General features: G+C 60.3%; 23 protein-coding genes. 14 read left to right on the top strand and 9 right to left on the bottom strand.

What is annotated here, in order from left to right; genetic code table 11:
• The first annotated feature begins 11 nt into the window (after positions 1-11).
• Positions 12-674 (top strand): GMP/IMP nucleotidase, encoded by a 663-nt coding sequence (gene yrfG, locus AC07W7_RS04625; RefSeq protein ID WP_495038835.1) that lies wholly within the window; start codon positions 12-14, stop codon positions 672-674.
• 121 nt (positions 675-795) lie between these two features.
• Here yrfG and lysM read toward each other — a convergent pair whose 3' ends face one another.
• Positions 796-1,236, bottom strand: coding sequence for a peptidoglycan-binding protein LysM (gene lysM, locus AC07W7_RS04620; protein WP_076965057.1), 441 nt, complete (start codon positions 1,234-1,236; stop codon positions 796-798).
• Positions 1,237-1,370: 134 nt separating this feature from the next.
• Here lysM and AC07W7_RS04615 point away from each other — a divergent pair, with 134 nt between their 5' ends.
• The 4 genes from AC07W7_RS04615 to AC07W7_RS04600 all read left to right on the top strand — a co-directional run bounded on the left by AC07W7_RS04615 (position 1,371) and on the right by AC07W7_RS04600 (position 6,300).
• Positions 1,371-2,240: a LysR family transcriptional regulator gene (locus tag AC07W7_RS04615; RefSeq protein WP_076965056.1), complete on the top strand. Its 870-nt coding sequence runs from the start codon at positions 1,371-1,373 to the stop codon at positions 2,238-2,240.
• 115 nt (positions 2,241-2,355) lie between these two features.
• The gene (gene fdhD / locus AC07W7_RS04610; protein ID WP_169865829.1) at positions 2,356-3,195 is read left to right on the top strand and encodes a formate dehydrogenase accessory sulfurtransferase FdhD; all 840 of its coding nucleotides are present in this window, start codon (positions 2,356-2,358) and stop codon (positions 3,193-3,195) included.
• A complete protein-coding gene (locus tag AC07W7_RS04605; protein ID WP_076965054.1) occupies positions 3,192-5,540 on the top strand; it encodes an FdhF/YdeP family oxidoreductase in 2,349 nt (782 codons plus the stop codon). Before fdhD ends, AC07W7_RS04605 begins: the two co-directional genes overlap by 4 nt.
• Before the next feature lie 274 nt (positions 5,541-5,814).
• Positions 5,815-6,300, top strand: a complete 486-nt coding sequence (locus AC07W7_RS04600) for a glycine zipper domain-containing protein (protein ID WP_076965053.1) — start codon at positions 5,815-5,817, stop codon at positions 6,298-6,300.
• Between the two features lie 145 nt (positions 6,301-6,445).
• On the opposite strand, the gene AC07W7_RS04595 is transcribed toward AC07W7_RS04600, so the two are convergent.
• The 3 genes from AC07W7_RS04595 to AC07W7_RS04585 all read right to left on the bottom strand — a co-directional run bounded on the left by AC07W7_RS04595 (position 6,446) and on the right by AC07W7_RS04585 (position 10,276).
• Positions 6,446-6,877, bottom strand: coding sequence for an acyl-CoA thioesterase (locus AC07W7_RS04595; protein ID WP_099169319.1), 432 nt, complete (start codon positions 6,875-6,877; stop codon positions 6,446-6,448).
• Positions 6,878-6,900: 23 nt separating this feature from the next.
• Positions 6,901-8,838 (bottom strand): RecQ family ATP-dependent DNA helicase, encoded by a 1,938-nt coding sequence (locus AC07W7_RS04590; protein WP_495038834.1) that lies wholly within the window; start codon positions 8,836-8,838, stop codon positions 6,901-6,903.
• A gap of 262 nt (positions 8,839-9,100) precedes the next feature.
• Positions 9,101-10,276 (bottom strand): tetratricopeptide repeat protein, encoded by a 1,176-nt coding sequence (locus AC07W7_RS04585; RefSeq protein ID WP_076965050.1) that lies wholly within the window; start codon positions 10,274-10,276, stop codon positions 9,101-9,103.
• 291 nt (positions 10,277-10,567) lie between these two features.
• Between AC07W7_RS04585 and AC07W7_RS04580 the strand changes: the two genes are divergently transcribed.
• Positions 10,568-11,050 carry a hypothetical protein gene (locus AC07W7_RS04580; protein ID WP_076965049.1) on the top strand — a complete coding sequence of 161 codons (483 nt, stop codon included), beginning with the start codon at positions 10,568-10,570 and terminating at the stop codon, positions 11,048-11,050.
• 274 nt (positions 11,051-11,324) lie between these two features.
• Positions 11,325-11,681, top strand: a complete 357-nt coding sequence (locus tag AC07W7_RS04575; RefSeq protein WP_076965048.1) for a DUF1493 family protein — start codon at positions 11,325-11,327, stop codon at positions 11,679-11,681.
• Positions 11,682-11,834: 153 nt separating this feature from the next.
• Here AC07W7_RS04575 and AC07W7_RS04570 read toward each other — a convergent pair whose 3' ends face one another.
• Entirely contained in the window at positions 11,835-13,376 is a 1,542-nt protein-coding gene (locus AC07W7_RS04570; protein WP_076962078.1) for a phosphoenolpyruvate carboxykinase, read from the bottom strand.
• Positions 13,377-13,555: 179 nt separating this feature from the next.
• Positions 13,556-14,458, bottom strand: coding sequence for an Hsp33 family molecular chaperone HslO (gene hslO, locus AC07W7_RS04565; protein ID WP_057437064.1), 903 nt, complete (start codon positions 14,456-14,458; stop codon positions 13,556-13,558).
• Positions 14,459-14,583: 125 nt separating this feature from the next.
• Here hslO and AC07W7_RS04560 point away from each other — a divergent pair, with 125 nt between their 5' ends.
• Positions 14,584-15,384: a phosphatase PAP2 family protein gene (locus AC07W7_RS04560; protein ID WP_169898827.1), complete on the top strand. Its 801-nt coding sequence runs from the start codon at positions 14,584-14,586 to the stop codon at positions 15,382-15,384.
• 40 nt (positions 15,385-15,424) lie between these two features.
• Here the strand turns inward: AC07W7_RS04560 and AC07W7_RS04555 are convergent, their stop codons facing one another.
• Positions 15,425-15,832, bottom strand: a complete 408-nt coding sequence (locus AC07W7_RS04555) for an RNA-binding S4 domain-containing protein (protein WP_099169324.1) — start codon at positions 15,830-15,832, stop codon at positions 15,425-15,427.
• Between the two features lie 282 nt (positions 15,833-16,114).
• Here AC07W7_RS04555 and rimB point away from each other — a divergent pair, with 282 nt between their 5' ends.
• Both rimB and rimK read left to right on the top strand, forming a co-directional pair.
• A complete protein-coding gene (gene rimB, locus AC07W7_RS04550; RefSeq protein ID WP_029299782.1) occupies positions 16,115-16,597 on the top strand; it encodes a retropepsin-like aspartic endopeptidase RimB in 483 nt (160 codons plus the stop codon).
• Positions 16,594-17,499: a 30S ribosomal protein S6--L-glutamate ligase gene (gene rimK / locus AC07W7_RS04545; RefSeq protein WP_010567113.1), complete on the top strand. Its 906-nt coding sequence runs from the start codon at positions 16,594-16,596 to the stop codon at positions 17,497-17,499. Before rimB ends, rimK begins: the two co-directional genes overlap by 4 nt.
• A 129-nt stretch (positions 17,500-17,628) precedes the next feature.
• Here rimK and AC07W7_RS04540 read toward each other — a convergent pair whose 3' ends face one another.
• Together AC07W7_RS04540 and ompR are read right to left on the bottom strand one after the other, a co-directional pair.
• Positions 17,629-18,942, bottom strand: coding sequence for an ATP-binding protein (locus tag AC07W7_RS04540; RefSeq protein ID WP_076962076.1), 1,314 nt, complete (start codon positions 18,940-18,942; stop codon positions 17,629-17,631).
• A 116-nt stretch (positions 18,943-19,058) separates the two neighbouring features.
• Positions 19,059-19,799, bottom strand: coding sequence for an osmolarity response regulator transcription factor OmpR (ompR, locus tag AC07W7_RS04535; RefSeq protein ID WP_032856582.1), 741 nt, complete (start codon positions 19,797-19,799; stop codon positions 19,059-19,061).
• Between the two features lie 335 nt (positions 19,800-20,134).
• Between ompR and AC07W7_RS04530 the strand changes: the two genes are divergently transcribed.
• From AC07W7_RS04530 to tauA, 4 genes are all read left to right on the top strand, one after another.
• Entirely contained in the window at positions 20,135-22,471 is a 2,337-nt protein-coding gene (locus AC07W7_RS04530; RefSeq protein ID WP_076962075.1) for a Tex family protein, read from the top strand.
• Positions 22,471-22,854, top strand: coding sequence for a PaaI family thioesterase (locus AC07W7_RS04525; RefSeq protein ID WP_169865839.1), 384 nt, complete (start codon positions 22,471-22,473; stop codon positions 22,852-22,854). Before AC07W7_RS04530 ends, AC07W7_RS04525 begins: the two co-directional genes overlap by 1 nt.
• Positions 22,855-23,069: 215 nt before the next feature.
• On the top strand, positions 23,070-24,653 hold the full coding sequence (gene gshA, locus AC07W7_RS04520) for a glutamate--cysteine ligase (RefSeq protein ID WP_076962073.1): 1,584 nt from the start codon (positions 23,070-23,072) through the stop codon (positions 24,651-24,653).
• A gap of 229 nt (positions 24,654-24,882) precedes the next feature.
• Positions 24,883-25,860 (top strand): taurine ABC transporter substrate-binding protein, encoded by a 978-nt coding sequence (tauA, locus tag AC07W7_RS04515; protein WP_076962072.1) that lies wholly within the window; start codon positions 24,883-24,885, stop codon positions 25,858-25,860.
• The last annotated feature ends 7 nt before the right edge of the window (positions 25,861-25,867 follow it).

Genomic DNA, 25,867 nt, shown 5'->3' with positions numbered 1-25,867 from the left:
GAGAACCCATCATGCCGCCACTGCCCTGGTCCACTATCGATACCGTCCTGCTGGACATGGACGGCACCTTGCTCGACCTGCATTTCGACAACCACTTCTGGATGGAACACCTGCCGCGGCGCTATGCCGAACTGCACGGGGTGAGCCAGGCCATGGCCGAGATGGAGTTGCAGCCGCTGTTCGAGCGTAATGCCGGCCAGTTGCAATGGTATTGCCTGGATTTCTGGAGCGCCGAACTGAAGATCCCGGTGCGCGAACTCAAGCTGGAAACCGCCCACCTGATCGCCCTGCGCCCGGACGCCGATACCTTCCTGGCAGCCATCAAACAGGCCGGCAAGCGCGTGATCCTGATCACCAACGCCCACCGCGACTCGCTGTCGCTGAAGCTGGAGCGCATCGAGTTGGCGCCGTATTTCGAGCGGCTGATCAGCTCCCACGACTATGGTTTTGCCAAGGAAAACCCGCAGTTCTGGGATGCGTTGCAGGCGGATATCGATTTTGACCCGGCGCGCAGCCTGTTTATCGACGATACGCTGCCGATTCTGCGCAGTGCACGGGATTTTGGCGTGGGGCATTTGCTGGCGGTCAAACAGCCGGACAGCCGCAAGGGGCCGAAGGATACGGCGGAGTTCGATGCGGTCGGGGATTACCGGGAATTGATCAGCGGGCTCTAAAACTATATGCAACACCCCTGTGGGAGCGGGCTTGCCCGCGATAGCGGTGGGTCAGAGCTAGATTTGCTGACTGACGCACCGCAATCGCGGGCAAGCCCGCTCCCACATTTAGGCCGGGGTATTACTCTGGAATACGTAGAGTCTGCCCTGGGTAGATTTTGTTCACATCCTTGAGCATTGGTTTGTTGGCCTCAAAGATTTTGTTGTACTGATTGGCATCGCCATAGACCGCCAAAGAGATCGCGCTCAGGGTGTCGCCCTTTTTCACCACGACAAAGCGGGCAGCTGCAACAGCAGGGCCCGACACAGTGATCTGGTCATCCACAGTCGCCACGCCGGCAATATTGCCCAGCGCCAACAGAATCTTCTCTTTCTCTTCCTGGCTGGCGACTTCACCGGTCACCGTCACCTTGTCGCCATCCACGGTGGTCTGCACATTCGGATTACCCAGGCCGACCTTGGCAACGTGATCCTTCAACTGCTCGCTCGCGTTTGCATTACCCGGCGTCAACAGATCAACGATTTTCTCGCCGGCTTCTTTGATAAAGCTAAAAAGACTCATAGTGCGCTCTCCTTGGGATTGGGTTTCCAGATGCCAAAGACTAGACCAGTCTTACAGGCCTTGGTTCCAGTCCGACCAATGACGCAAACGCGCTAGAATCCCTGCGCCATTGGAATAAGAGCCCCGGAGCGAAGATGGACATCAAACAGCTGAAATTCCTCATCGCCCTCGACGAAACCCGTCACTTCGGCCAGGCGGCCGCGCGCTGCCACATTACCCAGCCGACCCTGTCGATGCGCCTGCGCAGCCTGGAAGAAGAGCTGGAGCTGCCGCTGGTCAATCGCGGCCAGCGTTTCGAGGGCTTTACCGCCCCCGGCGAGCGGGTGCTGGCCTGGGCGCGTACGGTACTGGCAGCCTACGACGGCCTGCAGGCCGAAGCGGCGGCCTGCAGGGGCAACCTGGTGGGGACGTTGCGCCTGGGCGTGGTGCCGCTGTCGAGCTTTGACCCGCTGGCCTTGATGCAACAACTGCACAAGCAACACCCCAGCCTGCGCTTTGAGCTATCGGCCCTGAGCTCCGAGCAGATTCTCGAACAACTGGCAAGCAATCGCCTGGACCTGGGCGTGTCCTACCTTGAGCGCCTGGACGCCGAGCGCTTTGACTCCCTGGCCCTGGACGAAACCCGCATGGGCCTGCTGTACGACCAGCGGTTCTTCAGCTTCGGCGAAAAACCCCTGAGCTGGGAGGCGCTGATAGAACTGCCCCTGGGCATGCTCACCAGTGGCATGCACTTTCGCCAGTCCATCGACCATAACTTCCACAGCCGGGGCCTGACGCCGCAACCCCTGCTGCAAACCGATGCCGTCCATCAGTTGCTGCAAGCGGTGCACGGCGGCCTGTGTTGTGCGGTGATGCCCCTGGACGGCGGCCTCGATGCCCTGACCGAACACCTGCGCCTGCAGCCTATCGAAAACGCGCAAACCCTGGCCAAGCTGGGGCTGATCATGCGCCGCAGCGCGCCGCGCTCGGCGTTGGCCGAGGCGTGTTTCGCGCTTTATCAGTAATCGCTGGTAAAGCCTTGATCGACGTTATCTATCGGTAGATCAGTACTGACGATTAGACGCGACCCTTTGTCGCGCCTAGTCTTCACTCTGAACACTTCGCCGGTGACTAGACTTGATGAACGCCCAGCGCCCAGCATGCGCGGCGCCCGCCCTGACAACGCCCGCGCCTGCCGCCAGCCAGAGTTATCAATACTGCAACCTCGACCATACGGAATTGGCCAGCACCGCGCTGGCCGAGGAAGTCGCGTTGGCGATTGCCTATAACGACATCAACCAGGCCGTCATGCTGGTAACGCCCACCGATCTTGAAGACTTTATTGTCGGTTTCAGCCTGGGCAGCGGCATCATCAGCGACATCAGCGACCTCTATGACCTGCAACTGAGCGGCGCAGGCGCGGCCCAGTACGCCCAGGTGCAGATCTCCAGCCGCGCCTTCTGGAACCTCAAGCAGCAGCGCCGGCAACTGGCCGGCACCAGCGGCTGCGGCCTGTGTGGCGTGCAAGCCCTGGAGCAGGCGCTGCCGGACCTTCAGGTGCTGCCGGGCGCACCGCTGCCGCCTGCTGCCTGGTTGGAGGGCTTGCGCCAGCGCATCAGCGCCTTTCAGCCTCTGGGCCAATACAGCGGCGCAGTGCATGCGGCGGTGTTCATGGATAACCAGGGCGAACTGCTGCTGGGCCGCGAAGATATCGGCCGGCATAACGCCCTGGACAAACTGATCGGTGCCCTGGTCCGCCAGCGCATCCCGACCGCCGGCGGCGTGGCAATTGTCACCAGCCGTTGCAGCCTGGAATTGATCCAGAAAGTCCTGCGCGCGGGCATCCAGACCCTGGTCAGCCTGTCGTCACCCACCGGCCTGGCCCTGCAATGGGCGCGCCGGCACAACCTCAATCTCATCCACCTGCCGCAAAAAAGCGCGCCGCGGGTCTACAGCCCTGCGATGGAGTACCAGCCATGAGCAATCATCACCAAGCCGACCAAACCCCCACCCCGCGCTACAAGCCCTATAAAGGCCCGGCAGGTGGCTGGGGTGCGCTGATCAGCGTGGCGCAGGCATGGCTGACCAGCGACAACGCGCTGAAAAACCTGCGCATGATGCTCAAGACCAACCAGAACGGCGGCTTCGACTGCCCGGGTTGCGCCTGGGGCGACTCGCCGGAAAGCGGCATGGTCAAGTTCTGCGAGAACGGCGCCAAGGCGGTCAACTGGGAAGCCACCAAGCGCCGGGTAGATGCGGCGTTCTTCGCCAAACACAGCGTCAGCGCGCTGCTGGAGCAAAGCGACTACTGGCTGGAATACCAGGGCCGCCTGACCGAGCCCATGAGCTATGACGCCCAGACCGACCGCTACAAGCCCATCAGTTGGGAATCGGCCTTCGACCTGATCGGCAAACACCTGCAAGCCCTGCCGAGCCCGGACATGGCCGAGTTCTACACCTCGGGCCGCGCCAGCAATGAGGCCGCGTACCTGTATCAACTGTTCGTGCGCGCCTACGGCACCAACAACTTCCCGGACTGCTCGAACATGTGCCACGAAGCCAGCGGCGTGGCCCTGGCGCAAAGCGTGGGGGTCGGCAAGGGCACCGTGACCTTTGATGACTTTGAGCATGCCGATGCGATTTTCGTCCTGGGCCAGAACCCCGGCACCAACCACCCGCGCATGCTCGAACCACTGCGCGAAGCGGTGAAACGCGGGGCTCAGGTGGTGTGTATCAACCCGCTCAAAGAGCGTGGCCTGGAGCGCTTCCAACACCCGCAGCACCCGCTGGAAATGCTCACCAACGGCGACAAGCCGACCAACACCGCGTATTTCCGCCCGGCGCTGGGGGGCGACATGGCCATCCTGCGCGGCATGGCCAAGTTCCTGCTGCTGTGGGAGCGCGAGGCCCAGGCCGAAGGCAAGGAGGCCGTGTTCGACCACGAGTTCCTCAATGAACACACGATCAATGTGCTCGATTACCTGGCCAGGATCGACGACACCTCCTGGGATGAAATCGTCGAGCAGTCCGGCCTGAGCCTGGTGGAGATCGAGCAAGCGGCGCGCATGTACGCCAAAGGCAAGAACGTGATCATGTGCTGGGCGATGGGTATCACCCAGCATCGGCATTCGGTGCCGACCATCCAGGAAATCGCCAACCTGATGCTGCTGCGCGGCAACATCGGCCGCCCCGGTGCCGGCCTGTGCCCGGTGCGGGGCCACAGCAACGTGCAGGGCGACCGCACCATGGGCATCAACGAACGGCCGCCCGCGGCCTTCCTCGATGCCCTGGAGCGCCGCTTCCAGTTCAAGGTGCCCCGTGACAACGGGCATAACGTGGTCGAGGCGATCCACGCCATGCTCGAAGGCCGCGCCAAGGTGTTTATCGGCCTGGGGGGCAACTTTGCCCAAGCCACGCCCGACAGCCCTCGCACCTTCCAGGCCTTGAGCAATTGCGACCTGACGGTGCAGATCAGCACCAAGCTCAATCGCAGCCATCTGGCCCACGGCAAACAGGCCTTGATCCTGCCGTGCCTGGGCCGTACCGACATCGATATCCAGGCCGATGGCCCGCAAGCGGTGACGGTGGAAGATTCGTTCAGCATGGTGCACGGCTCCAACGGCCAGTTGCAGCCGCTGTCGACGCTGATGAAGTCGGAACCGGCGATTCTCGCCGGCATCGCCGCTGCCACTCTGGGCAGCAAGCCGGTGGACTGGAACTGGCTGGTAGCCGACTACCGTCGCATCCGCGACTTGATCGCCGACACCATTCCCGGTTTCAAGGATTTCAATGAGCGTGTGCAGCACCCAGGCGGTTTCTACCTGGGCAATAGCGCCGGCGCCCGCCGCTGGAATACCCCGTCAGGCCGCGCCAACTTCCGCGCCAACATCCTGCCCAAGGACCTGGTGCATGAACGCACCCGCGCCACTGGCCAGTTGCCCGACCTGATCATGCAATCCATGCGTTCCCACGATCAGTACAACACCACTATCTACGGCCTGGATGATCGTTATCGTGGGGTCAAGGGCCAGCGCGACGTGCTGTTCGTCAACGAAGCCGACATCATCCGCCTGGGCTTCAAGCCGGGGCAGAAGGCCGATATCGTATCGATCTGGGATGATGGCCGCGAACGGCGGGTCAAGGGTTTTACCTTGCTGGCGTTCGATATTCCGGCGGGGCAGGCGGCGGCGTACTACCCGGAGGTCAATCCGCTGGTGCCATTGGAAAGCACTGGGGAGGGTAGCCATACGCCGACTTCCAAGTTCGTGGCGATTCGCCTGGAAGCGGCCAGTGAGAATGGCTTGATCATGGCCCGAACTGCCTGATCGTTCCCACACTCTGCGACTGATCGTTCCCACGCTCTGCGTGGGAATGCCGCCCCGGACGCTCTGCGTCTGCTTTTGATGACGCGGAGCGTCACTGGATGCGTTAGATCGCGGCCGTTGCGAAGTAGCTAAAGACCGGCAAAAACGACTTAAGTTCCCTAACAAAAACAGTAACTTAGCTAATTGTATACAACCCACACCACTGGTCGGAATTCGATTGTAAGAATATCACTACAACCTCAGGATCGCGCCGTCATCCTCTTGAGGTTCCCCTATGAAGTTTTCCTCGATTCTCTTGTTGTCCCTTGGCCTGGTCAGTGGCGCAGCCATGGCCGGTGGCACCACCGAAGCCGGTGTAGGCGGCGCATTGGGCGGGGTTCTAGGTTCGGTCGTCGGCCAGCAGATCGGCGGCAATACCGGCTCGGCCATTGGTGCAGCCCTGGGCGGCGCCGGCGGTAGCGCAGTCGGCGCAGACAAACGCAGCCGTGGCGAAGCGGCCATTGGCGGCGCACTGGGCGCGGCGGGCGGCAACGTGGTTGGGCGCAGTGTCGGCGGTAGCACCGGCAGCTTGATCGGCGCAGCAGCAGGCGGTGGCGCAGGCGGCGCACTGGGTAACTATATGGGCAACAAGAGCGATGACGACGACCGTCGCTATCGTGGGCGCGATCGTGATGATCGTCGGTACTACCGTGATGACCACCCTGGTCGCGGCCATGCCTATGGTCATCGCAAGAACAAACATCACAACCGTCACCGGTAAGATTTAGAGAACTCTGCAGAACCCATGTGGGAGCGGGCTTGCTCGCGATGACAGTGTGCCAGTCGCCCAATGTATTGACTGACCGGCCACCATCGCAAGCAAGCCCGCTCCCACATTTGCTTGGGTGGCGTTTGCGAGTTCGGGGTCAGATCACCAACCGCTGCAACGCCTCGCGCAACATTCCCGGAATCGTCACCGGCTGGTTCGTCGCCCGGTCCACAAATACATGCACAAACCGCCCCGCCGCACAGGCCTCATCTTCGCCGGCCTTGAACACCGCCAACTCGTACTGCACTGAACTGTTGCCCAACTTGCCCACCCGCAGGCCGATATCGATATGGTCAGGAAAGGCAATCGAGGCGAAATAGTCGCACGCCGAACTCACCACAAACCCCACCACTTCGCCCTCATGGATATCCAGCCCGCCCTGCTCAATCAGGTAGGTGTTCACCGCCGTGTCGAAGAAGCTGTAATAGGTGACGTTATTCACATGCCCATACACGTCATTGTCGTGCCAGCGCGTAATGATCGGCTGGAAGTGGCGGTAATCGGCACGCTGCGGCATTGAATCGGGCATGGACAAGTCTCGTTGAAATGGATTTACAGGTCGTTCAGATGGGCCTGCGCCCAATCCCGCACCTCGGCATACGGATACTCTTCCAGCACGGCAAACCCTGGAATCCCCCGCGCCTTGAGCTTGGTAAACAACGGCACGCTGATCCCGCATAAAAACCGCGTCAGGCGTTCAGCCCCAGGCAAGCTGCCAGTGTACTGATGATGCCTGTGGATAAAATCCGCGCACAATCCCTGGAAGTTTTTATCCACAAGTGGCGCCAGGCCAGGAGGCGACGGCAGATGGGCGACCTGGCCATGGCACACCGAGCAATGCCCGCACTGACGGGGCGCCTCTGCGTCGCCAAAATACTCGGCCAACCGAAACCCCAGGCAGCGCTCGCTGGCGAACAACGCCAGCATCCCATGGATGCGCGCCACTTCCGTGGCTTCGTGCTGCTTGAAGCCTGTGTATAACTCGGCGCTCAAGGCCTGGGGCTCAAACCCGGTATCGAGCAGGCTGTAGACCTCGGTCATCTGCTTGCTCTCCAGTTCAATCAGCCCCGACTCCTGGAAATAGTCCAGCGCCTTGACCACCCGGCCACGCTCGGCCTGGTGCTGTTGATAAAGCGCGTCGAAATCCACGGTAGCCCAACTCCTGGCCCGCTTACACACCTGGATGATTGCGGCGACAAACTGCTGTCGCTCACCGGAAAAACGCGCCAGCAACACCTCCGGCTCCACCAGGTACTTGAAGCGATACTCGGCATAAAACGCATAGCGCGGTGCAATCACCCCCTTGAGTTCCAGTTGCACCAGCAAGGTCTTGAGCGGCAGCTCGCGGATATTGCTCAGCTCCGCCAAGGAGCGCAGCAGAAACTCCCATTGCCCGTCCTCCCGGGCCGCCAGCAGTTCCTCCAGCACCCGCCGGATGCCTTCCTGCTCCGGCGTATCGCCGTACACAAAGTTCTCCAGCACATTAAGGCTGTCGCGGTTGGCCAGCACCAGACACTCGGAAGGCTGACCATCGCGACCGGCCCGCCCGATTTCCTGGCTGTAGTTCTCGATGGATTTGGGCAGGTCGAAATGCACGACGTTGCGGATATCACTCTTGTCGATGCCCATGCCGAAGGCAATGGTCGCGACGATACACGTAGACTGGCCGCCCATGAACCGGCGCTGGATGCCCTCACGCAGATCATGGGGCAAACCTGCATGATAGGCCTCGGCCGGGATGCCATGGCGATTCAGGTGCTCGGCGATCTGCTCGGCGGTCTTCTGCAAGGTGACATAGACGATGCTCGGCTGGTTGGCCCGCTCGCCCATCCACTCCACCAGGCGCCGGCGCTTGTCTGCGCCGCTGACGGGCTCCACCAGCAGGTTGAGGTTGGGCCGATAGAAGCCAGTGGTGATCACGTCTGTGGCGGCAATGGCGAACTTAGCCTGCATGTCTGCAATCACCTTGGGCGTCGCGGTGGCAGTCAACAGCAACACCTGGGGGATCTTGAACTGGCGCTGGTAGTCGGGGAGCTTGAGGTAGTCCGGGCGGAAATTATGGCCCCATTCGGAAATACAGTGCGCCTCGTCCACCACCAATAATGAAATCGAAACGCTGTGCAGAAAGTTGCGAAAGCGCTCGTTCTTCAGGCGCTCTACGGAAATCATCAGGATCTTCAGCTCGCCGGAGCGAGCGCGGGCCATTACGTCATTGGCCTGCTCACGACTTTGCGTCGAATCGATGCTGCCGGCCGAAATACCATGGCGCTGCAAAAAGCCCAGTTGGTCCTGCATCAACGCCAACAGCGGCGATACCACCAGTGTCAGGTGCGGCAGCAACACGGCGCAGAGCTGGTAACAGAGGGATTTACCGGAGCCAGTGGGAAAGATCGCCGCCGCCGAACGACCGGCCAGCACGGCGCTGACAGCCGCTTCCTGGCCAGGGCGAAACTGTGGATAACCAAAGACCTGCTGGAGGGTGTCGTGCATAAGCTGTCACTCCATTGACCGCTGAACAGGCCTAAAACATAGCCCGGTATTTTCAGCGGATCGAGAAAGGTCGCGAGGAAAAGAGAGACAGGATGATACACAGGCTGCGAGGTTGAACCGACAATCTACAGAACACCCCAAAACAAATGTGGGAGCGGGCTTGCCCGCGATGGCGGTGCCCCAGTCGATACCTCTGTTGACTGTTACACCGCTATCGCGGGCAAGCCCGCTCCCACATTTTCAGACCTTTTCTACCGCTCGATCAGCGGTTTTGCACACGCTCAATGGCTTTGTCATACACCGGGTTGGCCTTCTGTTCCTTGGCCAACTGGTAGTGACGCAGCGCATCGGCAAACTGCCCGGCTGCTTCGTAGATCCGCGCGATGTTGTAGTAGGAACCGGCGCGCACGGTGGCGGCTGTCGGGCCGCTGGCCAGGGCAATCGCCTTGCGGTTGGCCCAGATCGACTCGGCGGTGTTGCCGGCTTTCTGATAGGCCAGGCCGAGGTTGCCGTAGGCTTTGCCGAAGGCATTATCCAGCTCGATCGCCTGACGGAAGTAGTCGATCGCCTGGTCCAGGTTACCGGCCTGGTAGGCTGCTTCGCCTTTGAGGTTCAGCTTTTTCGCATCACCCTGGACTGCAGAACTGACCACCACAGCATCCACGGCAACGCTGTCGTTGAGCAGGGGTTTGACTTCGTTGAGCACATCCTTGGCCTCGACCAGCACGCCGGTGAAGGTATTGATGTCCTGGAAGTCGCCGCTGCCGGTCATGCGGAACACGGTCCACAGGTTACCGGTGCGGTTGGCCGGCACGTAGTAGGTGCGGACCAGGGACTGGCCCATGTACACAAACACCTTGGCCTGGCTCTCGGACAGTGCTGTGGAGCCCGTATTGGTGCGGTTGGAGAAGTCATGCACGGCGTACACGTAGCTTTCGCCGTAGTGTTTTTTCTGCAGGGTGATGGTTTCCGGGCCGTAGCTGTCGGTGTCATCCACATCCAGCTCGGCATCGGTGCCGGTCTTGCTGTTGAAGTAGATGTTGTTGCCGGGGAAGATCATGTGGGAGTCGAGATCCGAAGGCGATTGCCCCCAGGTCAGCACCACACGCAGGCCGTCGAGGTTTTCCATCACCGGGCTGATGGCGTAGGTCATGCCTTTGCACGGGCACTTGACCACCAGGTTGGAGTAGCCGGGCTTCTTGATGATCAGCAGGTTGTCAGCGCCATCGGCAACTTCGCTGGTGAGGGTGACCTGGCCCTGGGCATTGGTGCGCCCCACCACATTCTGTGCGCCGTTGCGTTGCAGCAAGACTTCAGCGTCAGCGATTTTCTGGTCCTTGACCACCGCACTGAGTACTTCAATTGGCAACTGCTCGGCCTGGACAGAAAACGCCACTGCACACAATGACATCGCCGAAGCGACACGAAGCAAACCCATGCTTAACTCCCTTTAAGTAGTGGACGGAATCGCCCTACAAGATTTTGCGGTGAAACATACGCTGAATTCAGGTGCTTTGCCGGAATTTTATACAAAATGTGACATGGTTTTGCCCCACCGCTGCGTGGGGGCCTCACAGTCAAACCTCAAGCATCGGAAGCCTCCGTAGGAAATCGCCAAGCCGAGCACCGTACGCTTCCCAAATTGCCTCCAGTGCCCATCCAGCCCTCTACAGAATCAGCCAAGCCTGGCCGAAACTAGCGTTCTCGCAACCTTCTCGGCAAAAACACCGTGAACCTGGAAAGGACTCAGTACATCGGCCATTACGGCGTCACGTTCAGCGTGATTCGTTTCACTGTACGGCCCGATAACAAGCAAGCACTTGCCAGCCTTTGCTTGCTAGAGGCAAAGGCCTCTGCGCCAGAGGTTCGCCTGCGCCTACAAAGTCTGTACGAGCGAATGCTCGCCCAAGCTCTTCCGTGCCTCATGACAGTGGTCATTTCAAAACCATTGACCAGAAAACAGGCAGAGAACCTGAACCGCCGCAATAACGTCATCAAAGAAGCTATTTCAGGTGCTGTTGCAGCCCCAATTGGGATCATTTCCAGCAAGGCAGAATCACTGATCGAAAATGCCACCAGCGATTTGATATCCCGCCAGCTCCGCAACTTCCAGCGTGCAGACATCATCATCGGCCTAGAGGCTCGGGTCAGCGGGGGAATCGGCCCCCAGCGCTCAAGCCTCTCATTGCATGTGTACTCAGATGAGCCATAGTCAAATACTCTATCTACAGACGGCGATCTTCTTCGCCTTTTATCTATTACTGCATTACAAAATCACCGACTGCACACTCAGGAAGCGTTTTGCTGTCACGTTTATCGTAAGCGGCTTGATCCTGACATTCTGGCTACCTTACGTGGCCATCATTCTCAGCATTCAACTCCTCCCCCTCTCCCTCTTCTTGATAGGCTTGGCACTGTTTCTCACCCGCAACAAATACCGCCATCACCACGACCATCCCCCTCACCCACTCCTGCGTGCCCCCACCATGAACCTGGCCCCCCACTTCCCCGAAGACCCCGTGATGCAGCAGCTCCTGCAATTGCTGCACGAAGAAATCGGCCTGCCCAAGCACAAAACCGTCCGCCTTAAAACCTCGCTCAACTTCGACCTCGGCTGCGACGGCGCGGAAGCCAGGCAATTTATGGAGGCCCTGGAGCAGGCATTTGATCTCGACCTGGGTGACTATGATGCCTATCGCTACTTCAACCCGCCGGTGTTCGATGTGTTCCTCAAGCACCGCGCCAAAGGCCGGGGAGAAAAGATGCCGCTCACTATCGGCATGCTCTACCTGGCCATCAAGACTCATAGCTGGGATACGCAGACACTGGAAAACCTGAGCTGAAGAACACTGAATCATTAATGTGGGCTTGCTCGCTCCCACATGCCGACCTGCGCCAATCCGGGCCTTTTTGCCGCCCTGCTCTACGCTCATCGAGATTTCCCCGCGCACAAAAAAGCCGCCCACGAGGGGCGGCTTTTTAATAGCTAGCGAATCTTACAACTTCGGCCCCGCTGCCTTGATCGCATCGCTGACTTCAAACTTCTTGAAGTTCTCGACGAACAGGCCGGCCAGGGCCTTGGCTGCTTCGTCGTAGGCCGCCGGGTCAGCCCAGGTGTTGCGTGGGTTCAACAGGCCGGTCTCAACGCCCGGTACGGCCAATGGCACGTCGAGGTTGATGGTGTCCAGGTGCTCGGTTTGCGCACCGATCAACGCGCCGCTCTGGATCGCTGCGATCACCGCGCGGGTGGTCGGGATGTTGAAGCGCTTGCCGACACCGTAGCCACCGCCGGTCCAGCCGGTGTTGACCAGGTAGACCTTGGAGCCGAAGCCGCGGATGCGCTTGATCAGCAGCTCGGCGTATTCGCCAGCCGGGCGCGGGAAGAACGGCGCGCCGAAGCAAGTGGAGAAGGTCGACTTGATGCCGCTGCCCGAACCCATTTCAGTCGAGCCCACCAGTGCGGTGTAGCCGGACAGGAAGTGGTAGGCCGCCTGTTCTTCGTTGAGGATCGACACCGGTGGCAGCACGCCAGTCAGGTCGCAGGTCAGGAAGATCACGGCGTTTGGCTCGCCGCCCAGGTTCTTCTCGGAACGCTTGGCAACGTGCTCCAGTGGATACGCGGCGCGGCTGTTCTGGGTCAGGCTGACATTGGTGTAGTCGGCGTGCTTGGCATCGTCGATCACCACGTTTTCCAGGACGGCGCCGTGCTTGATGGCTTTCCAGATGACCGGCTCGTTCTTCTCGGACAGGTCGATGCACTTGGCATAGCAACCGCCTTCGATGTTGAACACCACGCCTTCGCCCCAACCGTGTTCGTCGTCGCCGATCAGGTAGCGGCTTTCGTCAGCGGACAGGGTGGTCTTGCCCGTGCCGGACAGACCGAAGAACAGGGTCACGTCGCCTTCTTCACCGATGTTGGCTGCGCAGTGCATTGGCAGCACGTCCGCGGCCGGCAGCAGGAAGTTCTGCACCGAGAACATGGCTTTTTTCATCTCGCCGGCGTAACGCATGCCAGCGATCAGGACTTTTTTCTGGGCGAAGTTGAGGATCACGCAACCATCGGAATTGGTGCCGTCACGCTCAGGCACACATTCAAAGTTGGCCACGTTGAGCACTTGCCACTCTTCACGCCCGGCCGGGTTGTATTGGGCCGGGTTGATGAACAGGCAACGACCGAACAGGTTCTGCCAGGCAGTCTGGGTGGTCATTTTCACGGCCAGGTAATGTTCTTCGGCAGAACCTACATGCACGTGGGAAACGAAATGCTCTTGCGCGTTGTTGAAAGCCTCGACGCGAGCCCACAGGGCATCGAACTTGTCGGCCGGGAACTTGCGGTTGATCGGGCCCCAGGCAATGGCGGCCTGGGTAGACGGCTCTTCAACGATGAAACGGTCGACCGGCGAACGACCGGTACGGTGACCGGTTTCAACAACCAGCGCGCCAGTATCGGCAAGCACGCCTTCACCACGTTGCAGGGCTTCTTTGACCAGATCGTCAACACTCAGATCGGTGTATACGGCGTTATTGGCTTGCGTCATGAGGTTCCCCGTCGGCCTATGGCCGAGTGCTCCAAACGTTTTGTAGTAGAAAGTTGCGCACTACTACCGCGAAAAAAGTGGGCCGGATTATGCCAGAAAAGCCCAAAAAAAGTAGGGCCCTCCCGTCAGAACACCTCTAATCCGGCGTTTGTCAGGTGATTTACCTGTGCTTAAACGTTTTAGTGATGGGTGCCCGAAGGGGTGTCAACGCCAGCGCCAGCGAACAATTGGGCGATATCGGCAGCGTCAAACAGGTAGCGCTGGTTGCAGAACTGGCAGTCGATCTCGATTCTGCCACCGTGCTCCACCGCCAGATTCTGCGCATCTTCCAGGCCCAGGCTCACCAGGGCATTGCCCGAACGCTCGCGCGAGCAACTGCAATGGAAACGCAGCGATTGCGCATCGAACAGGCGCACTTCTTCTTCGTGGTAAAGGCGGTGCAGGATGGTTTCGTTGTCCAGGCCCAGCAGCTCTTCAGCGGTCAGGGTACCGGCCAGGGCCGTGAGGCCGCGCCAGCTTTCTTCGCGCTCATCCTCGTCCTTGATCCGGTCCGCCGGCAGCTGTTGCAACAGCAGGCCACGGGCGCGCTTGCCGTCCGCGTTGAGCCAGAAGCGGGTGCCCACTTGCTGGGACATGACGAAATAGTTGGTGAAGCAGTCAGACAGGGTTTCACCGTCCAGATCGACAATGCCCTGGTAACGCTGGCCAACGGTCGGGTCGATGGTCAACGCCAGCACGCCGTTGGGCATCAGGTCGGCCAGGGTTGCGTCCGCCGGGATCTGGTCTGCGTCATAACGGGCCAGGCCACGGATTTCGCGCTCGCTGGAGCACTCGATCATCAGCATGGGCACCGGGCCTTCGGAGCGGGCCTGGAGAATCAGCAAGCCATCGAACTTCATAGTGCCCACCAGCAACGACGCGGCGGCCATCAGTTCGCCAAGCAACTGCGCGACAGGCTCTGGATAGGGGTGTTTGGCAAGGACCTCGGCATAGCTGCGCTCAAGGGCAACCAGTTCGCCACGGGCGTCGTTGTCGTCAAAGAGGAAACGTTGGGTGAAGTCGGTATCCGGTAGATCAGTCATAGGTCTGGGTATCTGAATTGATGACAAAATGATGACAATGTTTCTAAAATTATGCGCTTTAGCACCAATTTGGTGCGCTTTTATGCCGACAGGTGAAGAGTTTCAGAGCGAAGAGGAAACAGTTTATGAACAATCCGGGTTTGTTCCAAGCCAAGTGGAACCTCGGGCGATTGGCCCTGTGCAATTTACTCGCTCTGGGGCTGCTGTGTTTTTGGCTATGGCCCGCAGGCCAGATGCTTTGCGTGATATTCGACGAATGGCTGTTCCATCTACTCAACGACCCGTTGGCCAGCAACCCGGCCTGGCTGCATGTGTGGGCGGTAGCCAGCCTGCGCCCCTTTGATGCCGTGGTCGGGGTGATCCTGCTGACGCTGCTGATCCGCGGCGAATGGGTGTTCAAGGCGTTTGAAGTGCGCCAGGCGTTTTTCGGTTTTCTCGCGATTCTGCTGTTACTGCTGTTTATCCGCATGCTGTTTTCCAAGCTCGCGGCGCAGATGGGCTGGCAACACAATAGCCCGTCGATGGTGATCAGCGGGGCGATCCATATGAGCGACTACTTCCCTGACCTGGAAAGAACCTGGGAATTGAAGGACCGCTCCAGCCAGAGCTTCCCCGGTGATCACGCCTCAGTGCTGTTGATCTGGGGGATGTTCATGAGCGTGTTTGCCAAGCGGATCGGCCAGGTTGTGCTGATCTGGGGCCTGGCGCTGCTGTTCATGATGCCGCGCCTGGTGGCGGGTGCGCACTGGGGGCAGGACGACTATATCGGTGGCGTACTGCTGGCGCTGTTGGCGCTGGGGTGGGGTTACTGCACGCCGTTTGCGGCGAAGGTTGCGGGTTGGCTGCTACGCATGACCCAACCGGTATTTACAGTGTTGCAACGGGTACCGGTGATCAATCGCCTAAGCGTGATCCGCAACGCCTGAGCCCAGGTGCAGGAGCCTGGCCGGCTCCTGCTGCCCCTTCTCAATCATCATTGCCGCTACCGCGAAACTTGAACAGGTCGCGGCGCTGCTTCTTGCTCGGCTTGCCATCGGTGCTCATGCCCAATGCGCCGGCCTTGCGCATGGCCGCGGCATTTTCGCGCTTGGCGATACTGGCCGGGGTCTCGCTGTACAGTGCCTGCGCTTCGGGAGCGCCGCGACGAACGATGGAAAGCGCCTCCACTACCACCGTTTTCTCATCAAACCCGACACGAATCTGCAACTCGTCGCCAATGCGCGGCTCCTTGCCTGGCTTGCAGCGCTCGCCTCGGCAATGCACCTTGCCACTCTCGATGGCGGCCTTGGCCAAGGCCCGGGTTTTGTAGAAACGTGCGGCCCACAGCCACTTGTCCAACCGGACTTTTTCGTCCTCTTCCTGCTTTTGAGCCACTGGAATTCCTCGCTCTGAAAAATGTCGCAACTTAACAGTCGCCCCCCTACGACGCACAAACGCCAAGGCTCACCTAAGATACGCCAGGTGTCAGGCAGTTTCCCTTCAACCGTGGTTTTTTATGGCGTGAAGATATCTGTCGCCATTTGGTGAATATTCTGCGTGAATACCGCGAATTCGGCGCCAAGCGCTTGTCAACGTTCCTGGGTTGTCACAATCCATGAGCAGTAGGACGCTAGTGTCGTCTGACGTCGAAATATTTCTGATTGCCGGTTGTTCACATTGAAGACATTTGACCATTTGACCGTTGTCGGTCTGCGTGAGTGGGTGGCACTGCCTGATTTAGGCGTGGCGGGCCTGCGCGCGAAGATCGACACCGGGGCCAGTACCTCCAGCCTGCATGCCACCGAGATCGAGCCTTTTGAGCGTGACGGTGAAAAATGGGTGCGCTTCACAGCGCACCTGGGCAGCGTGGTGCAACTGCGTCACCGGCGCTGCGAAGCGCCGCTGGTGGCGATGAAAACCATTAAAAGCTCCAACGGCCAGGCGCAGGTGCGCTACGTCATCAGCACCACCCTGGCCCTGGGTGATCGGGTATGGCGGGTGGAGTTCACCCTGGCTTGCCGCAAAACCATGCGTTACCGCCTGTTGCTAGGTTCCAAAGCCCTGATCGACGGCCAATTGGTGGTCAACCCGGGGCTCAAGTACGTTCAAGACAAGCCGGTGTTCCCGGTCTCTACTATTGCTGCCACAGGTGTTGCATGAAGATCGCTGTGCTGTCGCGTAACCCGCGTCTGTATTCCACCCGTCGTCTGGTCGAGGCCGGCACCGAACGGGGCCATGAGATGGTGGTGATCGATACGTTGCGCGCCTATATGAACATTGCCAGTCATAAGCCGCAGATCCACTACCGGGGCAAACCACTGGAAGGCTTCGACGCGGTGATCCCGCGCATCGGTGCCTCGGTGACGTTCTACGGCTGCGCGGTACTGCGTCAGTTTGAAATGATGGGAGTGTTTCCGCTCAACGAGTCGGTGGCCATTGCCCGCTCCCGGGACAAGCTGCGCTCCCTGCAATTGCTGTCGCGCCGGGGGATCGGCTTGCCGGTGACCGGCTTTGCCCATTCCCCCGATGACATTCCCGACCTGATCGAAATGGTCAACGGCGCCCCGCTGGTCATCAAGGTGCTGGAAGGTACCCAGGGCATTGGCGTAGTGATGTGTGAAACCGCCACGGCGGCGGAGTCGGTGATCGAGGCGTTCATGGGCCTCAAGCAGAACATCATGGTCCAGGAGTACATCAAGGAAGCCGGCGGTGCCGATATCCGTTGCTTCGTGGTGGGGGACAAGGTGATTGCGGCGATGAAACGCCAGGCCAAGCCAGGGGAGTTTCGCTCCAACCTGCACCGTGGTGGCAGCGCCAGCCTGATCAAGATCACCCCGGAAGAGCGCATGACCGCCCTGCGTGCAGCCAAGGTCATGGGCTTGAGTGTGGCGGGCGTGGATATCCTGCGCTCGAACCACGGGCCACTGGTGATGGAAGTGAACTCGTCACCGGGCCTGGAAGGGATTGAGACCACCACCGGCAAGGACGTGGCCGGGATCATCATTCAGCATCTGGAGAAGAACAGCGGGCCAAACATGACCCGCACCAAGGGCAAGGGCTGAAATACTCTCTTTAAGGCAGCACAAACCCAAGTGGGAGCTGGCTTGCCTGCGATGACTGACTAACATTCAACATCACTGTCAGATTTTTTCGCAGGCAAGCCAACTCCCACATTTGAGTTTTGCAGTGGTTTACACCGCATCCCTTGGCAACATCAGCCCCAACGGCAAGCGCACCCGCGCTTCCAGCCCGCCATCGGCACGGTTGCGCAGTTCGACATTGCCGCCATGCATCGAAGCAATCCGCCGCACAATCGCCAGCCCCAGGCCGGTGCCTTTGCCACCACGGGCACGGTCGCCACGGGTGAACGGGTTGAAAATGCCTTCCAGTTCCGCCGGATCGATCCCGGCGCCACGGTCCATGACACTCAGCACCACGTAAGGCGCATTGGTGTCACCGGACACATAGGCGGCGACTTCCACCTCGGTGCCCGCGTGATGCAAGGCGTTGCCGATCAGGTTGTTCAGCAGGCGCTTCATCGAGACCCGGCGCAATGCAAAGGGCTGGATCGGCTCCAGGCGCATGCGCACCTGCTCGCCATTCTGGTTATAGGGCGCCACGACCTCGCGCACCAGGTCGGTCAGGTCCACCTCTTCCACCACCTCATCGCGACCATCGCGGATAAACGCCAGGAACTGGTCGAGAATCGCATCCATGTCCTCGATATCACGGACCATGTCATCGGTCAGGTCGGTGTGGTTACCCATCAGTTCCAGGGACAGGCGCAAGCGTGTCAGCGGCGTGCGCAGGTCGTGGGAGACCCCGGCCAGCATCAGCTCGCGTTCACGACCGGCCTGTTCGACATCCTCGGCCATCTGGTTGAACGCGCTGTAGACCTCGGTCATCTCGCTGGGCGTATCGCTGATCGGCAGGCGCACGCTGCGCCCCTGCCCCAGTTGCCTGGCGGCGAACACCAGGCGCTTGAGCGGCTGGTTGAGCTGGCGCACGAAGATCCAGGCCGAGGCGGTGGAAAGCAGGCCGATGGCCAGGAACCAACCGAGTACGTTCCAGATCTTCTGCCCCCGCAACGGGTGCGGATACAACGGAACCTTGATCCAGGCATCGCCCAGGCTCGGCGCGCGCACCCAGAGGGCTGGTGAGACATGCATGCGCAAGCGCACCTCGGTGTCCTCACCCAGTTCAGCCTGCATCTGACGCTGGTAGATCTCACTGTAAGGCCAATGCTGCTCGCCTTCCGGCACGCCAGCCCCATCGACGCGGGTCAACGTCGACGCCTTGGCGACTTTTTCGCGGTTCTCGGGATCCACAGCCCAGTAGCCACGCAATGTCAGCGCAACACCATGGCTGTACTGCCGATCCACCAGCACGTCTTCGTTCATCAACAGGTAAACGAGGGTCAGCGCCTTGGAAAACAGAACGACGATCAGCACCAGCCACAGGGTGCGGGAGAAGAAACTTTGGGGGAACCACAGCGGGGTTTTCATAGAAGACAGCTAGACACCTGGCAAGAGCGAGCCACGCTCGCAGAATTGCAGACGCCGGGCATCCGGCCGACCCCTTGGGGTCAAACGCCAGAATACCCGCATGTGCAAATCATCGGTTACTTGGTTGCCGTACCATCCGGCACAAACACGTAACCCACGCCCCACACTGTCTGGATATAACGCGGTTTGGACGGGTCCGGCTCGATCATCCGGCGCAGACGGGAGATCTGCACATCGATGGAGCGCTCCAGGGCGTCCCATTCGCGACCACGGGCCAGGTTCATCAGCTTGTCACGGGTCAGCGGTTGACGAGCGTTCATCACCAGCGCCTTGAGCACCGCGAACTCACCTGTGGTGAGCATGTGCACTTCTTCGCCACGCTTGAGCTCACGGGTGGCCAGCGACAGTTCGTAGTCACCAAATGTCACGCTTTCGTCTTCGCTGCCTGGCGCGCCCGGTACGGGAGCCGCCTGGCGACGCAATACAGCCTTGACCCGGGCCATCAGCTCGTCGGGGTTGAACGGCTTGGCCAGGTAATCGTCGGCGCCCAGTTCCAGGCCCTTGATCCGGCTCAGCTCATCGCCCTTGGCGGTCAGCATGATGATAGGGATCTGGTTGTTGGTGCTGCGCAGACGCTTGCAGGCCGTAAGGCCGTCTTCACCCGGCAACATCAGGTCGAGTACGACCAGGTTGAAGACCTCGCGCCCCAGCAGGCGGTCCATCTGCTCGGTGTTCGGCACCGCGCGGGCACGGTAGCCCTTGGAGGTAAAGAACCGCTCCAACAGGCTGCTCAGCCCCGGATCGTCATCAACGATGAGAATTTTTTCGCCTTCAGCAGTTTGTGCAGTGCTGCTCATTGGATGCTCCTCTTATCTGGCGCGCATTATGGCTTAGCTGCCGTTATACGCACGGTACGCATTGTTAGCAGATTTTTCTCCAACCACCAGTGCGCCTGCTCCCGGCGCAATCCCCCCAAGGACGGAACGCTGGTTATAATGCCGCGCCTCAGTGCCGGACCATGCCATGGCCGGCCGGGTGTTTTTTTCATCTGCTTGTCGTGATTATTTCGATTTCGAGGGTCAATAGGCTGCCTCTTGACCCAGGCAGCGGCGCCAGTCGGGCCGCTCAACCAGCTGCGCAGGGCCTTGTTTTGCGGGCCTGCGCACTGCTTTCAAGAATTTCAGGTGGTTTTATGGACAGCATCAACAGCCGCATCGCCGAGGAACTCGGTGTACGCCCACAACAGGTCGAAGCGGCCGTCGCTCTACTGGATGAGGGCTCCACGGTGCCCTTCATCGCCCGTTACCGTAAAGAAGTGACCGGCAGCCTCGATGATATCCAGCTGCGGCATCTGGAAGAGCGCCTGCGCTACCTGCGAGAACTCGACGAACGGCGCATCAGCATCCTCGCCAGCATCCAGGAGCAGGGCAAGCTGACCCCGCAACTCGAACGCGATATCAAGCTCGCCGACACCAAGACCCGCCTCGAAGACCTGTACCTGCCGTACAAGCAGAAACGCCGCACCAAGGGCCAGATCGCCCTGGAAGCCGGCCTCGGCGAGCTGGCCGACGGCCTGTTCAACGACCCATCCCTGGCCCCGGAAACCGAAGCAGCGCGCTTTGTCGATGGCGAAAAAGGCGTGGCCGACGTCAAGGCTGCCCTCGAAGGCGCCAAATACATCCTCATGGAGCGCTTCGCCGAAGACGCCAACCTGCTGGAAAAATTGCGTAACTACCTGAAACAGGAAGCCACCCTCAGCGCCCGCGTGATCGCCGGCAAAGAGGAGGAAGGCGCCAAGTTCCGCGATTACTTCGAGCACGACGAACCGCTCAAGAGCATGCCGTCCCACCGCGCCCTCGCCATTTTCCGCGGGCGCAACGAAGGCATTCTCAGCTCCGCCCTGAAAGTCGGCGACGAACTGCCGGGCACCATGCACCCGTGCGAAGGCATGATCGGTCAACAATTCGGCATCCAAAATCAGAATCGTCCTGCGGATAAATGGCTCGGTGAAGTCGTGCGCTGGACCTGGAAGGTCAAGCTCTACACCCACCTGGAAACCGACCTGCTGGGCGAGTTGCGCGACGGCGCCGAGACCGAGGCGATCAACGTGTTCGCCCACAACCTGCACGACCTGCTGCTGGCCGCACCGGCCGGCCCGCGTGCAACCCTGGGCCTGGACCCGGGCCTGCGCACCGGCTGCAAGGTCGCCGTGGTCGACGCCACCGGCAAGCTGCTGGACCACGCCACCGTGTATCCGCACGTGCCCCACAACAAGTGGGACCAGACCATCGCCATCCTCGCCGCCCTGTGCGCCAAGCACGCGGTCGACCTGATCGCCATCGGCAACGGCACCGCCAGCCGCGAGACCGACAAGCTGGCTCTGGAACTGATCAAAAAATACCCAGGCATGAAAATGACCAAGGTCATGGTTTCCGAGGCGGGCGCTTCGGTGTACTCGGCATCGGAGCTGGCCTCCAAGGAGTTCCCGGACCTCGATGTATCGATCCGTGGTGCCGTCTCCATCGCCCGCCGCCTGCAGGACCCACTGGCCGAGCTGGTGAAGATCGACCCTAAATCCATCGGCGTCGGCCAGTACCAGCACGATGTGTCGCAGCTGAAACTGGCGCGCGGCCTGGATGCGGTGGTGGAAGACTGTGTGAACAAGGTCGGCGTCGACGTCAACACCGCCTCGGTCGCTTTGCTCGCACGGATTTCCGGCCTCAACGCCACCCTGGCGCAGAATATCGTCACCCATCGCGATGAAAACGGTGCGTTCAAGACCCGTGCGGCGCTGAAAAAAGTCGCACGCCTTGGCGAAAAAACCTTCGAGCAGGCCGCCGGTTTCTTGCGTGTAATGAACGGTGACAACCCGCTGGACGCCTCGGCGGTCCACCCGGAAGCCTACCCACTGGTGCAACGCATTGCCGCCGAAACCGACCGCGATATCCGCTCGCTGATCGGCGATGCCGGGTTCCTCAAGCGCCTGGACCCGAAGAAGTACACCGACGAAACCTTCGGCGTACCAACCATCACCGACATCCTGCAAGAGCTTGAAAAACCCGGCCGCGACCCACGTCCCGAGTTCAAGACCGCCGAGTTCCAGGAAGGCGTCGAAGACCTCAAGGACCTGCAACTGGGCATGATCCTCGAAGGCGTGGTGACCAACGTGACCAACTTCGGCGCTTTTGTGGATATCGGCGTGCATCAGGACGGTTTGGTGCATATTTCCGCGCTTTCGGAGAAGTTCATCAAAGATCCCCGTGAAGCGGTGAAGGCCGGTGACGTGGTCAAGGTCAAGATCATGGAAGTCGATATCCCGCGCAAACGCGTGGGCCTGTCGATGCGCATGAGCGATACCCCCGGCGAGAAAATCGACGGGGCCCGTGGCGCACGCCCGGGTTCAGCCCCGCGCCAGTCGCAAAACCGTTCGGAAAACACTGCACCGCGCAAGGAAACCGCCACCGCAGCCCCGGCCAATAACGCCATGGCTTCGCTGTTCGCCAACGCCAAGCAACTGAAAAAGCGCTGATGGAGCTGCCAGCCGGCTTGACCCACAGCGCTTTCAGCGAACTGCTCGGCTGCCGCCTGCAACGCCTGGACCAGGGCGTTGCCGAGGTGGCCCTGAGCCTTGAGCCACACTTGCGCAACCGCGCGGGCAAGCTCCATGGCGGGGCGATTTTCAGCCTGGTGGACATTGCCATGGGGCTGGCCTGTTCCAGCGCCCACGGTTTCGACCAGCAAAGTGCGACCATCGAGTGCAAAATCAATTACATCCGTGCGGTGTCCGACGGTGATGTGCTGTGCACCGCCCGGGTCATCCACCCCGGCCGGCGCACGCTGGTGGTCGAGGCCGAGGTGTATCAGGGCGAAAGACTCGTCGCAAAAGCACAAGGCACCTTCGCTGTCCTATAGCTCCCAGTCATCAATTTGGGTTAATTTCGGCGCTGCAAAAACAGCGTCGGAATTTTCTTCCTGCGCAATAGCCAAATTCAGGGAATGAAGTAGGCACTTTCAGAGCAGGTTATTCCGGCTCGAAAACCAGGCGATAACGCCAGTTTTAACTTCACCCTTGTAGACCGTCTTGCCCACCCCCATATTGGGGCGACTGACGCGTGAAGGAATCCAACTTGAGCGAACTTCTCAACCGCCGCCTGGCACTGCTCGGCAAGCGCGAACACCTCTCTTTGCTTGAGCATTGCCTGCACGGCATCGAGCGTGAATGCCTGCGTGTCACCGGCGAAGGCCGCCTGGCTCAAACGCCGCATCCAGAGGCCCTGGGCGCTGCATTGACCCATGAATCGATCACCACCGACTATTCCGAGTCGCTGCTGGAGTTCATCACGCCGGCCTTGCCCAACCCGGCAGATACCCTGCGCAGCCTCGACAAGATCCACCGTTTTGCCTACAGCAAGCTCGGCAACGAGTACCTGTGGAGTCCATCGATGCCGTGCCCGTTGCCGGCCGAGGAAGATATTCCGATTGCCTACTACGGCACCTCCAACATCGGACAGCTCAAGTACGTGTATCGCAAGGGCCTGGCCCTGCGCTACGGCAAGACCATGCAGTGCATCGCCGGCATCCACTACAACTTTTCCCTGCCGGAAGAACTGTGGCCGTTGCTCAAGGCAACCGAAGGCTTCGTGGGCACCGACCGTGACTACCAGTCCACGGCCTATATCGCGCTGATCCGCAACTTCCGCCGCTACAGCTGGCTGCTGATGTACCTGTTCGGTGCCTCGCCGGCCCTGGATGCAGGTTTCCTGCGCGGGCGTTCCCATCAACTGGAACAGTTCGATGCCGACACCCTGTACCTGCCGTATGCCACCAGCCTGCGCATGAGCGACCTGGGTTACCAGAGCAACGCCCAGGCCGGCCTGACCCCTTGCTACAACGACCTGCTCAGCTACACCGACAGCCTGCGCGAAGCGGTGGCAACGCCCTACGCGCCTTATGTCGAAATCGGCACCCACAAGGACGGTGAGTGGGTCCAGCTCAACACCAACATCCTGCAGATCGAAAACGAGTACTACTCCAATATCCGCCCCAAACGTGTGACCTACACCGGCGAACGGCCGATCCAGGCACTGATGGCCCGTGGTATCCAGTACATCGAAGTACGCTGCCTGGATATCAACCCGTTCCTGCCGATGGGCATCGACTTGCCGGAGTCGCGCTTCCTCGACGCCTTCCTGCTGTACTGCGCGCTGAACGACAGCCCGTTGTTTGAAAACAACGAGTGCGGCAATGCCACGTCGAACTTCCTCAGCGTGGTCAAGGAAGGCCGGCGTCCGGGCCTGCAATTGCAGCGCTGTGGCCAGGCCGTGGAAATGAAGGCATGGGCCACCGAACTGCTGGAAAAAATCGCCCCGCTGGCCGCACTGCTGGACCAGAGCCAGGGCCTCAATGAACACAGCCAGGCGCTGGATGCCCAGTTGGCAAAGGTCCAGGATGCGTCCCTGACCCCGTCGGCCCAGGTGCTGGCGGCGATGCGCGAACACAAGCAGAGCTTTGCCCAGTTCTCCCTGCGTCAGAGCGAAGTGCATGCCGAGCACTTCCGTAGCGAGCCGTTGCCGGCAGACGAGCAGGCGCGCTTTGAGGAACTGGCCCGCAGTTCGCTGGCCCAGCAGGCAGAGCTGGAGCAGAACGAAGTGGGTGACTTTGATGTGTTTGTCGGGTCGTACCAGGCGAGCATCCTGGCGATCAGTAACTAACCCCCCTGTGGGAGCTTGCCTGCGATAAGGCCGTCACATCCAAATACGATGTCGGCTGCCAAACCGCTATCGCAGGCAAGCCAGCTCCCACATTAATTTCATTGCCTTGCAGGGCTGCTTCCACTTTTCTCCTCATAAGCTAATTCTAAAATGTTATTTATTTTAGGATTCTTAGATCATTTAGTCTCATCACACGCCGACCCTCGGCCGCCTGATGAGGAGCTTTTCCATGCGACGCCCTTCCCCTTTACGCCTCCTGGCGGCCCTGTCCCTGGCCGGCGCCAGCCTGTTTGCCCAGGCGGCCGACGTGACCATCGCCTACCAGACCACCGTTGACCCGGCCAAAGTCGCCCAGGCCGACGGCGCTTATGAAAAAGCCACAAACGCCACTATCGACTGGCGCAAATTCGACAATGGCGCCGATATCATCGCCGCCATCGCCTCCGGCGACGTGCAGATCGGCTACCTCGGTTCCAGCCCGCTGACGGCGGCCATCACCCGTAAAGTGCCGGTGCAGACCTTCCTCGTCGCCACCCAGATCGGCGGTGCCGAAGCCCTGGTGGCGCGCAACGGTTCCGGGATCAATAGCCCGCAGGACCTGGTCGGCAAGAAAATCGCCGTACCGTTCGTGTCCACCGGTCACTACAGCCTGTTGGCCGCGCTCAAGCACTGGAACATTGATCCATCGAAAGTCACCGTGCTCAACCTCGCCCCGCCGGCCATCATTGCCGCCTGGAAACGTGGCGATATCGATGCCACTTATGTCTGGGACCCGGCCCTGGGCGTGGCCAAGGAAAACGGCAAAGTGCTGATCACCTCCGGCGAGTTGGCCAAATTCGGCGCGCCAACCTTCGATGCCTGGATCGTGCGTAAGGACTTTGCCGAGAAGCACCCGGAAATTGTCAGTGCCTTTGCCAAAGTCACCCTCGATGCCTACGCCCAATACCGTAAAGACCCACAAGCCTGGCTGGCCGACAAAGGCAATGTCGACAAACTGGTGAAGCTCTCTGGCGCCAAGGCCAGCGATATTCCGCTGCTGCTGCAAGGCAATGTCTACCCGCTGGCCGCCGACCAGGTGACCCTGCTGGGCGCCCCGACCACCAAGGCCGTGACCGACACCGCCGCATTCCTCAAGGAACAAGGCAAGGTCGAGGCGGTGCTGCCGGACTACGGCCCTTACGTCAGCGCCCAGTTCATCACCCACTGATCAGGAG

This window comes from Pseudomonas sp. GW821-FHT01D09 (assembly GCF_059422465.1).
Note: the sequence above shows the minus strand (reverse complement) of the source record. Positions and strands in the feature narration are given on the sequence as shown.